General features: G+C 44.9%; 13 protein-coding genes. 10 read left to right on the top strand and 3 right to left on the bottom strand.

Annotation, left to right across the window (positions count from 1 at the left end):
- Complete coding sequence (locus IQR33_RS28575; protein ID WP_193837248.1) at positions 1 to 2,448, bottom strand: EAL domain-containing protein; 2,448 nt, start codon at positions 2,446 to 2,448, stop codon at positions 1 to 3.
- A gap of 194 nt (positions 2,449 to 2,642) precedes the next feature.
- On the bottom strand, positions 2,643 to 3,548 hold the full coding sequence (locus IQR33_RS28570) for a DMT family transporter (protein ID WP_017635023.1): 906 nt from the start codon (positions 3,546 to 3,548) through the stop codon (positions 2,643 to 2,645).
- A gap of 168 nt (positions 3,549 to 3,716) precedes the next feature.
- Here IQR33_RS28570 and rmuC point away from each other — a divergent pair, with 168 nt between their 5' ends.
- The 7 genes from rmuC to tatC all read left to right on the top strand — a co-directional run bounded on the left by rmuC (position 3,717) and on the right by tatC (position 9,905).
- The gene (rmuC, locus tag IQR33_RS28565) at positions 3,717 to 5,249 is read left to right on the top strand and encodes a DNA recombination protein RmuC (protein WP_033905890.1); all 1,533 of its coding nucleotides are present in this window, start codon (positions 3,717 to 3,719) and stop codon (positions 5,247 to 5,249) included.
- Between the two features lie 77 nt (positions 5,250 to 5,326).
- On the top strand, positions 5,327 to 6,106 hold the full coding sequence (ubiE, locus tag IQR33_RS28560; protein ID WP_017635022.1) for a bifunctional demethylmenaquinone methyltransferase/2-methoxy-6-polyprenyl-1,4-benzoquinol methylase UbiE: 780 nt from the start codon (positions 5,327 to 5,329) through the stop codon (positions 6,104 to 6,106).
- A gap of 11 nt (positions 6,107 to 6,117) precedes the next feature.
- On the top strand, positions 6,118 to 6,753 hold the full coding sequence (locus IQR33_RS28555) for a ubiquinone biosynthesis accessory factor UbiJ (protein ID WP_005379213.1): 636 nt from the start codon (positions 6,118 to 6,120) through the stop codon (positions 6,751 to 6,753).
- The gene (gene ubiB, locus IQR33_RS28550; RefSeq protein WP_193837247.1) at positions 6,750 to 8,384 is read left to right on the top strand and encodes a ubiquinone biosynthesis regulatory protein kinase UbiB; all 1,635 of its coding nucleotides are present in this window, start codon (positions 6,750 to 6,752) and stop codon (positions 8,382 to 8,384) included. Before IQR33_RS28555 ends, ubiB begins: the two co-directional genes overlap by 4 nt.
- Positions 8,385 to 8,436: 52 nt before the next feature.
- Positions 8,437 to 8,682 carry a Sec-independent protein translocase subunit TatA gene (gene tatA / locus IQR33_RS28545; RefSeq protein WP_005382958.1) on the top strand — a complete coding sequence of 82 codons (246 nt, stop codon included), beginning with the start codon at positions 8,437 to 8,439 and terminating at the stop codon, positions 8,680 to 8,682.
- A gap of 3 nt (positions 8,683 to 8,685) precedes the next feature.
- A complete protein-coding gene (gene tatB / locus IQR33_RS28540; RefSeq protein WP_033905892.1) occupies positions 8,686 to 9,084 on the top strand; it encodes a Sec-independent protein translocase protein TatB in 399 nt (132 codons plus the stop codon).
- 68 nt (positions 9,085 to 9,152) lie between these two features.
- Positions 9,153 to 9,905, top strand: a complete 753-nt coding sequence (gene tatC / locus IQR33_RS28535) for a twin-arginine translocase subunit TatC (protein ID WP_005379234.1) — start codon at positions 9,153 to 9,155, stop codon at positions 9,903 to 9,905.
- Between the two features lie 460 nt (positions 9,906 to 10,365).
- Here the strand turns inward: tatC and IQR33_RS28530 are convergent, their stop codons facing one another.
- Positions 10,366 to 11,127 (bottom strand): TatD family hydrolase, encoded by a 762-nt coding sequence (locus IQR33_RS28530; protein WP_053349758.1) that lies wholly within the window; start codon positions 11,125 to 11,127, stop codon positions 10,366 to 10,368.
- Between the two features lie 184 nt (positions 11,128 to 11,311).
- Between IQR33_RS28530 and hemB the strand changes: the two genes are divergently transcribed.
- From hemB to IQR33_RS28515, 3 genes are all read left to right on the top strand, one after another.
- Positions 11,312 to 12,373 carry a porphobilinogen synthase gene (hemB, locus tag IQR33_RS28525; RefSeq protein ID WP_031777176.1) on the top strand — a complete coding sequence of 354 codons (1,062 nt, stop codon included), beginning with the start codon at positions 11,312 to 11,314 and terminating at the stop codon, positions 12,371 to 12,373.
- A gap of 127 nt (positions 12,374 to 12,500) precedes the next feature.
- Positions 12,501 to 12,935, top strand: a complete 435-nt coding sequence (locus tag IQR33_RS28520; RefSeq protein WP_193837246.1) for a GNAT family N-acetyltransferase — start codon at positions 12,501 to 12,503, stop codon at positions 12,933 to 12,935.
- A gap of 619 nt (positions 12,936 to 13,554) precedes the next feature.
- Positions 13,555 to 14,865, top strand: a 1,311-nt coding sequence (locus tag IQR33_RS28515) for a 5'-3' exonuclease H3TH domain-containing protein (protein WP_322631812.1), incomplete at its 3' end; no start/stop codon positions are given.

Here is a 14,865-nt window from a genome sequence, read left to right as displayed (position 1 = left end):
TCAACGAAACAGTTTTTCAGCGCTCACTGGCTGACTAAATAAATATCCCTGACCATAAATACAGCCTTTTTCGAATAAATAATCGGCTTGTTCCCGAGTTTCTATCCCTTCCGCGACGACTTTCAACGACAGCGTTTTTCCCATGGCAATAATGGCATTCACAATCGCGTTGCTGTCGCTATTACTTGGGACATCACTGACAAATGAGCGGTCAATTTTCAGTTTGTTGATTGGCAAACCTTTCAAGTAAGACAAAGACGAATAGCCAGTTCCAAAGTCATCCAGAGAAATCTCAATACCCAGCTCTCGTAATTGATTTAACGATGCAATGGCTTGTTGAGGGTCGATCAGTAAAAAGCTCTCTGTGATCTCCAAATCTAACCGTTGGGCAGGGTATCCGGTGTTATCGAGGATAGTACTTAATCGCTGAATGAAATTTGACTGCTGAAGCTGCAACGCAGAAACATTGACGGCGATTTTGCCAAACTCGATGCCCTGGTCTAGCCAAGCATTACCTTGCAAACAAGCTTGTTGTAACACCCACTCACCAATGCTTTGAATCAGCCCTGTTTTTTCTGCAATTGGAATAAAGTCTGCTGGTGGTACAAGGCCAAACTCTGGATGCTGCCAGCGTAATAAAGCTTCCACGCCGACAATCGTATTTTGTTCCAAGTTGTATTGCGGTTGGAATTCTAACCGGAGTTGTTGTTTTTCTATTGCTTGATGTAAAGCGGATTGAATGCGTACATGGGATACGGATTTATCGGTCAAATCCGGTGAGTAAAACGCGTAGCCGTTGCGTCCATTTTTCTTCGCTAAGTACATCGCAGTGTCTGCGTTTTTCAGTAAGGTTTCACTGTCTTGACCGTCTCTTGGGTACAAGGCAATACCAATACTGGTCGAGACACGAAGTGAGTCGTGATTTGCCAAGTCGAATGGTTGCTGGAATACGCTTAGAATATCGCCGACGGTTTCCAATAAGGCAACATCACTATGGATGTCTGGCAAAATAATCACAAATTCATCGCCGCCAATGCGAGCCACATGCGCATTGAGGTGAAGAACATCTTGCAGACGAATCGCTAACTTAGACAGCAATTGGTCACCACAGAAGTGGCCCATGCTATCGTTGATGTGTTTGAAATGGTCGATATCTAAGAATAGGGTGGCAAACGTCTGCTGGTTTTTGTGTCCGGTTTCGATGTGTTGTTCGAGTAAGCTGAGTAAATGGGTGCGATTGGGTAGATTGGTTAATGGATCGTAAAAAGCCATGCGTTGCAGCTTTTCTTCGTGTGCCTTACGCACAGAGATATCTTCAAACACACAAATGTAGTTAATAAGGTGGTTTTTATCGTCCATTACGGCGCTAATGGTCGCTAATTGCGGATAAATGCTGCCATCTTTCTTTCTGTTGATGAATTCGCCTTTCCATTGGCCTTTGTTTTCGAGTTGATGCCACAACTGTTTATAGAAACCTTGATCATGATGGCCTGAGCGCAGAATTCGTGGGTTTTTTCCTATCACCTCTTCAGAGCGGTAGCCTGTAATTTGGGTAAAAGCCGTGTTTACATCAATGATGTTGGCATTGCGGTCTGTAATGACCATGCCTTCTTGCGAATTGTTGAAAATTTGGGACGCTAAGGAGAGCTGCGTTTCTACCATTTTTCGGCGGGTGATGTTACGTGTCATCCCCAGAATGCCGATTAAGTTTCCCGCATGATCACGGACAGGAGACTTAATGGTTTCTAGCCAAGTGGGGTTATTGTTTTCATCAATTTGACGGCATTCTTCAACAATATTTTGCGTGCCCGTGGCTACCACCAATTTATCGGCATCAATGAATTTTTCCGCACGTTCATGGCTAAACAGAGCAAAATCGTCTTTTCCAATGATTTCACTGTTGGTTTTTTGCCACGCATTTTCTACGCTTCGGTTGGTCATCGAATAAAGACCATCCATGCCTTTTATCCATACGTGGTCTTCAAGGCAGTCGATAAACTCTTGTAGTGTTGGTGTTGGCTTTATTTCCGCGCTTTGATGTCGCGTTTGTTCTTGCTGACAGTGCAAGTTGATATCAAAGCTGATCCGCCCCGCCATTGCGCTTAGCCATGCCGAAACAACCGTTGATTGATCATTAGGGTGAGTCAGTGTCAGTACGGCAAGCAATTCGCCATTAGGTAGCCAAATCGGTCCAATGCTCAAGGTTTGCTCTTCAAAGGGGGTATGGCTAACTGTAAAATCTGTCGGCGTAAAGTGATCGACAACTTGCGTTATCACATCGATGATAGCACGATGATTTTGGGTTGAGGTGGACACCTCAGTCGATAGCCACTGCTGAGTATCGCTCAGAGTATAAAGCTGTCCCTGAGCTTGAGTTACATCACAGCATTGTCGCAGAACGTGTTGCCAGTCTGCCATCAAAGGCGAAGGAATAGCGAAGCGAAACATAATTAATAACGAGTCCTAAATCGCCCAAAGGTAATTATATTAGAATCTAGCGTAAGCTATTGGGCTTTGTGAGTATCGTATCCAACGCGTAGCTAAATCCTAGCAGCGTAAAGTGCTTTCTATCATTAAAATGTTATCTATATCTCTTTTTTATCCAACTTATTGCATCGTTTTTTAGGGCTTTTGATAGGTGATTAAGAAGCGTTTACCGCTTTGGTTTTCTTGCCCCATGAGACTTGCTGAATGACTAAGCCACTGATGATCAATACCAGGCCAATCAAGGTTGAAGGATGAATTTCTTCGCCGATGATGGTAGCTAACAACATGAGTGAGATAAATGGAGAAGCAAAGATCAGATTACTGATACGCGCGGTGTTTTGCGTTGATTTGAGTGCGCTCAGCCACAAAACGAAAGTGATCCCCATTTCAAACAGTCCGACATACGTCACCGCTGCCCAGCCTTTAGCTGAGATCATCTGCCAGTTCGCACCTTCATAAAGACTTAAACCAATGGCGAATGGAATAGCGACCAAAAAGCCGAGCAGAACGCCAACCACAGGGTCGGCCTTATTTTTGGTATTTAAAATCCAGTAACCGGCCCACAGCAGTGTTGATAGCAGCGCAAGGCCAACACCCAACGGGCTCTCAAATTCCATGCCTAAAAGATTGCCTTGTGTGGCAATCACTATCACGCCGACATAACTAAAACCGCAAGCCAGCCAGTCCTTACCACGGATCTTTTGTCCTAAGAAAACAGCGGCCATTAGCGTTAAGGTGATGGCCCAGCTGTAGTTGATCGCTTGAGCCTGAGATGCGGGCAGCAAGTCATATGCTTTGAACAGAATAACGTAATACGCCAAAGGGTTAATCAACCCAAGCAGTAGGTAATACCAAGGGTTTGAGAAAAATGTAGCGCTTAACTGGCCCAGTTTACCTTGCACACCACAGATTACTGTTAGTGCAATCGCAGAGACGATGCTGGCAATGCATAGCATTTGAATCGGCGTAAATTCTGCCAGCGTGAGTTTAAATGCGGTTGCAACGGTAGACCAAAGTAATACTGCTGAGAGCCCAAATCCTAGGGCGCGACGCTCGTTCATGATGCCTCTGCGTGATGATGTGCCGCTCGGTTTGGATAATTTGAGCGGAAGAAAGAATATTATAGGAAGGCCTAGTGTATGCGAGGATTTTTCATCCAACAAACTGGACATTTATCCAGTGTCTAAATACCATTGTTATAGATACAAAACACAGGCTAACTCGCTATTATGCAATGGATTCTTGAGTACCAATCTCTCATTCTCTCTTCTCTTTGTGCTGCCACGCTTAGTGGTGTCGCTGCCGGTTGGTGGGTGAAACAGCGTTTTATCACCCAAACTCAGCTTCTCGAGCAACAACTTTTTTCAGAAAAACAGCTTCATCAACAGCAACTTGAACAGGTCAAGCAAAGCCTTGCCGATGCCCAGCAAGAGTTGGATGAATTAGATGATGAGCGCGATAAAGCCGCGTTTGAAGTACGCCAAACACATGGAAAGCTGATGGCAGCAATGGAAAAACTGCGTTACTTCGAGGCTGTAAAGCAAGAGCGCCAGCAATACTTTGATGAGCTTGGTCAAATGCGTGAACACAAATCACGTCTAGAAACGCAGCTGCGTGAACAGCAAGCTCGCCATGAGCAAATTAACCAAGCTAATGCCGAAAAACTGCAAATTTTAGAACAAGCGGAAGCACGCTTGAAACAACAATTTGAGCACTTGGCCAACCAATTGTTTGAAGAAAAAACCGCGAAGGTCGATTTGCAAAACCGTCAGAGTTTAGAAGGCTTGTTGTCACCGCTTAGAGAACAGTTAGAAGGGTTCAAAAAGCACGTTAATGACAGCTTTAGCCAAGAAGCTAAAGAGCGCCATACCCTAGTGCATGAGCTGAAAAACCTGCAACGTTTGAACGAGCAAATGACGCGCGAAGCGGTTAATTTGACCCAAGCGTTGAAAGGGGACAACAAACAGCAAGGTAACTGGGGCGAAGTGGTGCTCGCTAGGGTACTTGCCGAATCTGGCTTGCGTGAAGGGCACGAATATCAGACTCAGGTGAACTTACAAAATGAAGCAGGCAAGCGTTACCAACCTGATGTCATTGTGCATCTCCCACAAAACAAACAAGTGGTTGTGGATTCTAAAATGGCGCTGGTTGCCTATGAGCGCTACTTCAACGCCGAAACTGATGCTGAGCGCGATCAGGCTTTGAATGCGCACTTAGCTGCTCTACGTGCACATATCAAAGGGTTAAGCATGAAGGACTACCACAAACTCAAAGGTATTCAGAGTTTGGACTATGTTCTGATGTTTATCCCGGTTGAGCCGGCGTTCCAAGTCGCGATTCAAGCCGATCCAAGTTTGATCAAAGACGCGATGGAGCAAAACATCATTTTGGTGAGCCCAACAACGTTGCTGGTGGCACTGCGCACCATTGATAATCTATGGCGCAATGAACGCCAAAATGAAAACGCCAAAATGATTGCGCAGCGTGCGACAAAACTCTACGACAAATTACGATTGTTTGTAGACGACATGGAGGGGCTCGGCGGTGCGCTGGATAAGGCGAATCAAAGCTATCAAGGTGCGATGAACAAGCTTGCCACAGGGCGCGGAAATGTGATTCGCCAAGCCGAAAGCTTTAAACACTTGGGAGTTGAAATTAAACGACCGATTTCTTCCGACCTCGCGCAGTTAGCGCAGAGTGATGCATTTTCAGAAAATGACCCGTTAGTAGAAAGACATCCGGCTGAGGATAAAGTAAACTAATCGCCCGCAGTGCAGTGGGCGATTTTATTTGTCAACAAACGCCCCGTAGAGGAAAGCGCTGCCTAAGAGGAATTAGAATGACGGACACAAGTTTGCAATCCAATACAGCGTTAGAGAATGAAACCACTCACTTTGGTTTCTCTACAGTGGCAAAAGACGAAAAAGTGACTAAGGTTGCCGAAGTATTCCACTCCGTGGCAACAAAATACGACATCATGAATGACCTGATGTCAGGTGGTATTCACCGCCTTTGGAAGCGCTTCACTATCGATTGTAGTGGCGCTCGCCCTGGCCAACGTATTCTTGACCTAGGTGGTGGTACGGGGGATTTGACGGCGAAATTCTCGCGCATTGTTGGCGATGAAGGCCATGTCATCCTTGCCGATATCAATAACTCAATGCTTAACGTTGGTCGCGATAAACTGCGTGATAACGGTATTGTGGGTAACGTGCATTACGTTCAAGCCAACGCAGAAGAACTGCCGTTCCCAGATGATTATTTTGATGTCATCACCATCAGTTTTTGTTTGCGTAATGTGACTGACAAAGACAAAGCGCTTCGTTCAATGTTCCGCGTACTGAAGCCAGGCGGCCGTCTATTGGTGTTGGAATTTTCAAAACCAGTGCTAGAGCCGTTATCGAAAGTATACGACGCATATTCATTCCACTTGTTGCCGAGAATCGGTGAGCTAGTTGCGAATGACTCAGAGAGTTACCGCTACCTAGCGGAGTCAATCCGTATGCATCCAGACCAAGAAACGCTGGAAGGCATGATGCAAGAAGCAGGTTTTGAAAACACCAAATACTACAACTTAACTGGTGGTATTGTGGCTTTGCATCGCGGTTATAAATTCTAAGGGTTAACGGCATGCCATTTGAACCACTTATCACCGCTGTGATTGAAACGTCACTGAATACACTGATCAAAGACGACCCTGCATTGGGCCGTCGTTTAGCGCGTCTAAAAGGTCAAGTTATTCAAGTTCACCTGAAAGAGATCAATAAAACACTGACATTCGTTTTTAGTCAGCAAATTGATGTGCTCGGTCATTACGAAGGGCAGCCTAACTGCTATCTATCGCTCAACTTGAGTGTGTTACCAGAGCTGCGCGATCAGGCCAACATCACTCGTCTTATTAAACAAGATAAACTTGAACTCGAAGGCGATATTCAATTGGCGCAGAAATTCTCTCAGTTGATGGTGGATTGCAAACCAGATGTTGAAGAGTGGTTGTCTCGCGTGACTGGCGATGTCGCCGCACATACCTTTGTGCAAGGTTCAAAAAACATCGGCAACTTTCTTGCGTCTCAAGCAGAAAAACACCAGCGTCATCTTGCGCAAGTAGTGACTGAAGAATGGAAACTGGCTCCCGCTCCGTTAGAAGTGGCCTATTTTTGCGACCAAGTTGATGAGGTTCGCAGCCAGGCTTCTCGCATTGAAGCTCGTTTAACGGCTTTGCTGAATAAGCTGGATGCAGATAAGCCTGCATTGGAGAAACCATGACGCCAGCAGAACTAAAGCGCTTATACCACATCGCCAAAGTACAACTGGAATACGGCTTAGATGAGCTGCTTCCCGATCACCAACTGACCAAAGCGCCGCTTTTACTGCGCAAAAGCTTGTTTTGGATTAAGAACAAGCACCCAGAAAAACCACTCGGTGAACGTCTGCGTTTAGCACTGCAAGAGCTGGGGCCGGTTTGGATTAAGTTCGGTCAGATGATGTCGACGCGCCGTGACTTATTTCCTCCGCATATCGCTGATCCCCTAGCTTTACTTCAAGACCAAGTCGCGCCTTTTGATGGCGAGTTGGCAAAAAAGCAGATGGAGCAAGCATTAGGTGGTCCGTTAGAAAAATGGTTTACCGAGTTTGATATCAAACCACTGGCGTCTGCGTCGATTGCTCAGGTACATACTGCGCGCATAAAAGACACTAACCAAGAAGTGGTATTAAAGGTTATCCGCCCAGATATTCGCCCAGTCATTGATTCAGATCTAAAACTGATGCACCGAATGGCGCGTATAGTCGCCGGAGCGATGCCTGAAGCACGTCGTTTAAAACCAGTTGAAGTCGTGCGTGAGTACGAGAAAACCCTGCTTGATGAACTCGACTTGCGACGTGAGGCGGCGAATGCCATTCAGTTGCGCCGCAACTTTGAGGGCAGCGAAGAATTGTATGTTCCTGAAGTTTTTCCCGACTTCAGTAATGAAACTGTCATGGTTTCTGAGCGAATATATGGCATTCAAGTCTCTGATATTGAAGGCTTGAAAGCAAATGGCACCAATATGAAATTGCTCGCGGAACGCGGTGTGAGTGTGTTCTTCACTCAGGTGTTCCGAGACAGCTTTTTTCATGCCGATATGCATCCGGGTAATGTGTTCGTCAAACCCGAACATCCAGAGAACCCAATGTGGATAGGGCTAGATTGCGGAATCGTTGGTACACTTAATAGCGAAGACAAGCGTTATCTGGCGGAAAACTTCCTGGCGTTTTTCAATCGTGACTACCGCCGAGTGGCTGAGTTACATGTGGATTCAGGGTGGGTGCCTGCGGATACCAATGTCGATGAGTTTGAGTTCGCGATTCGCATTGTGTGTGAGCCTATTTTTGCTAAGCCATTGTGCGAAATCTCCTTTGGTTATGTGTTGTTGAATTTGTTCAACACGGCACGTCGATTCAATATGGAGGTTCAGCCACAACTTGTACTGTTGCAAAAAACGCTGTTGTACGTGGAAGGGCTTGGTAGGCAGCTATATCCTCAACTTGATTTGTGGGAGACCGCAAAACCATTCCTGGAAGAATGGATGATGAATCAAGTTGGGCCGCAAGCTCTAGTGAATGCGATTAAAGACCGCGCACCATTTTGGGCAGAGAAATTACCTGAACTGCCAGAGCTACTTTACGATAGCCTGAAACAAGGTAAAGCGATGAATCAACGTATGGATCAGCTTTATCAAGGGTATCGCCAGAGCAAGCGCCAGCAGGCGACAGGAAAGTTTTTTTTTGGCGTTGGCGCGACTTTAGTCGTATGCTCGGCAATATTGGTGAACGATGCTTTTGAGCAGCTTTCGTTGGCCTGCGGTATCGCAGGTGTCACATTTTGGCTGCTTAGTTGGCGAGCTTATCGTCAATAGACGTTAAACTCTTGAAATATTTTTGTTTGTTTAAAGACCCGAGGTAAAGAGAATGGGTGGTATCAGTGTTTGGCAACTTCTAATCATTGCTGTAATTGTTGTATTGCTATTCGGAACAAAGAAACTACGCGGTATCGGTGGCGATCTGGGTGGTGCCGTTAAGGGCTTCAAAAAAGCGATGAGCGAAGATGAACCTGCGAAAAATGACAAAGACGCAGACTTCGAACCAAAAAGTCTAGAAGAGCAGCAGAAAAAAGAAGCTGCTCCTGAAACGAAAAAAGACAAAGAGCAGGCGTAAAACGTGTTTGATATCGGTTTTTGGGAACTGGTATTAATATCTGTTGTTGGTCTGGTCGTTCTTGGGCCGGAGCGTTTGCCTCATGCTATTCGCAGCGTGTCTCGCTTTATCGGTGCCGCTAAGAGTATGGCAAATAGCGTCAAAGACGAATTGTCACACGAGCTGAAAGTCCAAGAGCTGCAAGAAAACTTGCGCAAAGCAGAACAAATGGGGATGGATGATTTGTCCCCTGAGTTGAAATCTTCAGTTGAAGAGTTGAAGAAGGCAGCGCAATCTGTAAATCGTCCTTACGCAAAGAACACCGATTCAGAGGCTGAGCCTGTAAAAACAGAGCCAGCAGCAGAAAAGGTAGAGAAAGCGCAAGAGAGCAAGGTTACAGCGGCAGATAAGAAAGCCGAATAGTCTCATTAGGAGGAGCTACTAGTGATTGGTAGCTCCTTTTTGATCTGGTTTTTAATAAGAGGTTTGCCATGTCTACCGTCGAGCAGACACAACCTTTAATTAGTCATTTGTTGGAGCTTCGCAACCGACTACTGCGCTCAATTTTGGCAGTGTTGGTGGTGTTTGTCGGACTAATTTATTTCTCTAACCACATTTACGAGTTTGTTTCCGCACCTTTAGTAGAGCGTCTACCTGAAGGCGCAACCATGATTGCTACGGATGTGGCTTCACCCTTTTTCACGCCACTGAAGTTGACGTTAATCGCTTCGGTATTTATTGCGGTGCCGTTTATCTTGTATCAAGTGTGGGCATTTGTAGCGCCAGGTTTGTACAAGCATGAACGTCGATTGATCATGCCACTGCTGTTCTCTAGTTCGCTATTGTTCTACTGTGGAGTGGCATTTGCCTACTTCGTGGTATTTCCATTGGTGTTTGGCTTCTTTACCGCCATCTCTCTTGGTGGAGTAGAGTTTGCAACTGATATCTCGAGTTATCTCGACTTTGTGCTGGCGCTATTTATGGCGTTTGGTATCGCATTCGAGGTGCCTGTTGCGATTATTTTGTTGTGTTGGACTGGGGCCACTACACCAGAAGATTTAAGACAGAAACGTCCTTATATTATAGTGGCTGCGTTTGTCGTAGGTATGGTGTTAACGCCACCAGACATGATCTCGCAAACCTTACTCGCTATTCCGATGTGTTTACTGTTTGAAGTCGGTTTGTTCTTCGCGCGTTTTTATACTCGTCGAAGCGAAGAAGTAGAAGCGGAAACCGAAGAATAAGGCTAATCTAGATGTGAAAAGCGGCTCAATTGAGCCGCTTTTTTTTGCGGTTGGTTTTTTCTTGGGCTAATTACTTAACTTTCATGACGTAACCACATTTTGTGCATACGTATACTTCCTTGATGCCCAGCAGCTTTTGAAAAAAACTGCGCGGTACGCGTTGTAAGTAAGCACCATGTGTACACACTTCAATTTCCATATTCATGCTGTTTTACATTTGCGCTAATTAATGGGCGTAAATCAGTATAGAAAAATAATGTGTCGAGTTGTCGACAGTTTTGCAAAGCGGACGAAGTAAAGTGACGATATGAGAAGTAAGTAGAGTTGCTAGTTAATTATTATGTTTATCAATAATTTTGTATGGATTGTTCTACTATTTCAACGGGTTGAATCGTTCATTCAATAGTTTAGGTGATAAAAAAGCGACGTTGATTTCGTCGCTTTTTTCAATTCTCGTGAACTAAATATTAAACAGCTTTTTGGCATTCTCAGTCGTTATGGCATCGATGGTTGCGATGTCGACATCACGCAAGTCGGCAACACGTTGTGCAACGAGAGAAGTGTAGGCTGGTTCATTACGTTTACCACGGTGTGGCACCGGCGCTAAATATGGACAGTCGGTTTCTAAAATGACCCACTGCATATCCAAATGTGGAATGACTTTATCCATCCCGCCATTCTTAAAGGTTGATACGCCACCTAAGCCTAAGTGGAAGCCTAGCTCATTGATTGCTTGTGCTTCTTCTAAGCCGCCTCCAAAACAGTGGAATACACCACGCAGACGACCATCTTGCTCTTGTTGCAGCAAAGTGAGTGTTTCTCCAATCGAATCACGAGTGTGGATAACGACCGGTAAATCCATCTCTTTTGCCCAGTTAAGTTGAGCTACGAACGCCATTTCTTGCTCAGCACGATAGGTTTTATCCCAATATAGGTCGATACCGATTTCGCCCACCGCAATAAACTTGTGTTTCTCAAACCAACCGCGGATGATCTCCAACGTTTGTTCAACGTTGTTATCCACATAGCAAGGGTGCAGCCCCATCATTGAGTGGCATACGTCAGGATATGCCGCTTCGGTTTTTAGCATGGGCTCAATTGAGTCCAGATCGATGTTTGGCAACAGGATTTTATTAATGCCTTGCGTTAAGGCGCGTTGTACTACTTCATCGCGGTCGTTATCAAATTCGCTAGCATAGATGTGCGCGTGGGTATCGATCATCGTTACTCTCTGTGCTTCATGGTTGGTTTCGTATTCGAAGTATACTTGAGTGTGAGTGCTGGGTCATTTTCAGTTTTTTTCATTACCTTTTTCCAGATTGTCACTCGCAACATGCATCAAGAGTGATATGATTTTGTTCACCAGATGATTTGATCATCATAACCGTCCAGACAAGGAGAAAATGGTGTCTGTATCAATTCAAGGTCCATTCCCTGCACGCCGTATGCGTCGTTTACGTAAGCACGATTTTAGTCGTCGTTTGATGGCTGAGAACCAACTTTCTGTTAATGATCTGATTTACCCAATGTTCATTCTTATGGGTAAAGATCGTCGTGAGAGCGTGGAGTCCATGCCGGGTGTAGAGCGTTTGTCGATTGATTTAATGCTAGAAGAAGCACAATACCTTGCAAATCTAGGCGTTCCAGCAATCGCGCTTTTCCCTGTCGTAAACCAAGACGCTAAAAGCTTATGTGCTACTGAAGCCTACAACCCAGAAGGTTTGGTTCAGCGAGCAGTACGAGCGCTTAAAGAACACATTCCTCAAATTGGTGTAATCACCGACGTGGCACTCGACCCATTCACGACACATGGCCAAGACGGCATCATCGATGAAGATGGCTACGTAATGAATGATGAAACCACAGAAGTATTGGTTAAGCAGGCTTTGTCTCATGCAGAAGCGGGTGCTGACGTAGTCGCGCCTTCAGACATGATGGATGGCCGAATTGGTAAGATCCGCGAAGCATTAGAAAACGCGGGCTACATTCATACTCAAATCATGGCTTACTCGGCTAAGTACGCATCGAACTACTACGGACCATTCCGTGATGCGGTTGGCTCTTCTTCAAATCTAAAAGGCGGCAACAAGAAAAACTACCAAATGGACCCAGCAAACATTGATGAAGCGATTCACGAAGTGGCGCTAGACATCAATGAAGGTGCGGACATGGTGATGGTTAAACCTGGTATGCCATACTTAGATGTAGTTCGCCGAGTAAAAACTGAACTTCAAGTACCGACATTTGCTTATCAAGTCTCTGGCGAGTACGCGATGCATAAAGCGGCGATCATGAATGGCTGGCTCAAAGAGCGTGAAATTGTGATGGAATCACTATTGTGCTTCAAACGTGCAGGTGCAGATGGCATCTTAACGTACTTTGCGAAAGACGTTGCTGAGTGGTTGGCAGAAGAGAATGCACAAACTGCTCAACACCTAAATCGTACTCCGGAAGCGACAGAAGAGTAATTATCGCTCAGTGAGAAATACCAGACCAACAAGAGTTGTTCGTCTGTATATACCCAAGTAACCTCAGGCGGATTACAACAGTAACAATCCAAGGTGCTTGGGTATTTTTATTTTGGAGAAGAGAACAATGACAATGCTGATTCGTGAAGGCACATTGGAAGAAGCACTTCAAGTTGTGGCGCGTGTTACCGAGTTTTCGAAAGGAGAAACGGTAGACTCCATGACTCAACGTTTAGAAGAGAAAAACAGTTTAATCCTCGTTGCAGAAAAAAATGGCACGTTTGTCGGCTTCAAAATAGGTTACGAATTAGAGGATGGTGTTTTCTATAGCTGGTTAGGTGGTGTTGTCCCTGAAGCTCGAAATGAAGGCGTGGCACAACTGCTTTTGGAAGCTCAAGAGGATTGGGTGGCAGAACAAGGCTACAACACATTAAAAGTGAAATCTCGAAACCAGTTTCCGGCTATGCTTCGCTTGTTATTGAGAAATGGCTATATAATTGAAAAGTTTGAAGAAAAAGTAAATCTTCGAGAATCTCGAGTGCATTTCATTAAAGCAATGTGAAAATAAATGAGATTTTTTCTCATTTAACTGTTGACTACGAAATGAGAATCATTATTATTAAACCTGTCTTAGGGAATGAGGAAAGTTCACAAGGACGTTGAGTGACTTATTAACAGAAGTTAATTAACTGAAAGTTGAGAAGTGATGAAACATTTTTCCGAGAACTTGCACGAATTCTTTTTGACACGACATTGCTCACATTGCTTCCAGTGTAATTTATAGCTTCTTGGTTAAGCTGCTCTATTTACAGAATTTGCTTTACCACTTCTGCTAGGCGACCCCATTCGGGTCGCTTTTTTCTTTTCTACGATTTCTATTTGACGTCACTATTAATATCTTTTCCACATGCGATGATCATTTTAGGATCGTTGATCTTCTCGCCGTTATGCGAATTTGTTGTTATTAATCAATGGTTTGGGTTGGTGTTTTCTTGTGTTTTTTGTTATTGGATAACCAGTGGATAATTTCTATAAACAGAGTTATCCACAGGAGGTGGTGTTTTCGTGAATAAAGTCGGAAAAATTTACGCGACCTAGATCGAGCGAACAAGATAGATTCAGATCAGCAGTCATGGCATCCTAGGCAGATCTCTCAAGTACTGAATTGGATACAGACAATTATGGCAAGTATTCCTGAAAATCCGTTGATCCTTATCGACGGCTCTTCTTACCTATATCGCGCTTTTCACGCCTACCCGGGCACCATGAGCAATGGTGAAATTCCAACTAATGCCGTTTACGGCGTCGTGAACATGTTACGCAGCATGATGCGTCAGTTTGCGTCTGAGCGCATCGCGGTGGTTTTCGATGCAAAGGGAAAAACCTTTCGTGATGATATGTATGCAGAATACAAAGCGAATCGTCCGCCAATGCCGGATGACCTGCGTTGTCAAATTGAACCATTACACAATGTTATTCGTGCAATGGGTTTGCCGCTGATCTGTGTTCCTGGCGTCGAGGCGGATGACGTCATCGGTACGTTAGCATACCAAGCATCACAAAAGGGCATGCCTGTATTGATCAGTACTGGTGATAAAGACATGGCGCAGCTAGTGGATGATAACATTACCTTGATCAACACCATGACGAACGTCGTAATGGATCGTGAAGGTGTGGTTGAAAAGTTTGGCATTCCACCTGAATTGATCATCGACTACTTAGCACTGATGGGCGATAAAGTAGATAACATTCCTGGTGTACCGGGTGTCGGTGATAAAACAGCGACCGCACTACTGCAAGGTATTGGTGGTCTGACGAAGTTGTATGAAAACCTCGATGATATTGCAGGGCTTGGTTTCCGTGGTTCTAAAACCATGGCGAAAAAGCTCATCGACAACAAAGAAAATGCCATGCTTTCGTATGAGCTCGCGACCATCAAATTGGATGTTGAGCTTGAGGAAACGCCAGAATCATTGCTGAAAGCGGAACCAAATAAAGACGAATTAGTGAAGCTGTATGGCCAACTGACGTTTAAATCTTGGTTGAATGAACTACTTGAAGGCGGTTCTGGATCTGTGGAGGCCGTAGAGCTTGCAGGATCTTCACAAGCTTCTTCTTCTCAAGCCGAGATGGAAACTTCTGCGGTAACAATCGATCGCAGCCAATATGAAACAATTCTGGATAAAGAAACCTTCAATGCTTGGCTAGATAAACTTCAAACGGCTGAGCTGTTTGCATTTGATACGGAGACCGATAACCTAGATTACATGCTAGCGAATCTAGTTGGTTTGTCATTCGCTGTCGATGAAGGTATTGCGGCTTATGTGCCAGTTGCACATGACTATTTAGATGCGCCTGAACAGCTTGATCGTGATTGGGTACTAGAACAGCTGAAGCCAATTCTTGAAGATGCAACGAAAGCAAAAGTCGGTCAAAACTTAAAGTATGATGCGTCTGTACTCGCTCGTTACGACATTGAGCTAAAAGGTATC

The organism is Vibrio sp. OPT46, assembly GCF_015163535.1.
In the GTDB taxonomy this organism is placed as follows: Bacteria; Pseudomonadota; Gammaproteobacteria; order Enterobacterales; family Vibrionaceae; genus Vibrio; species Vibrio alginolyticus.
This window is presented reverse-complemented; position numbering and strand designations above follow the sequence as displayed.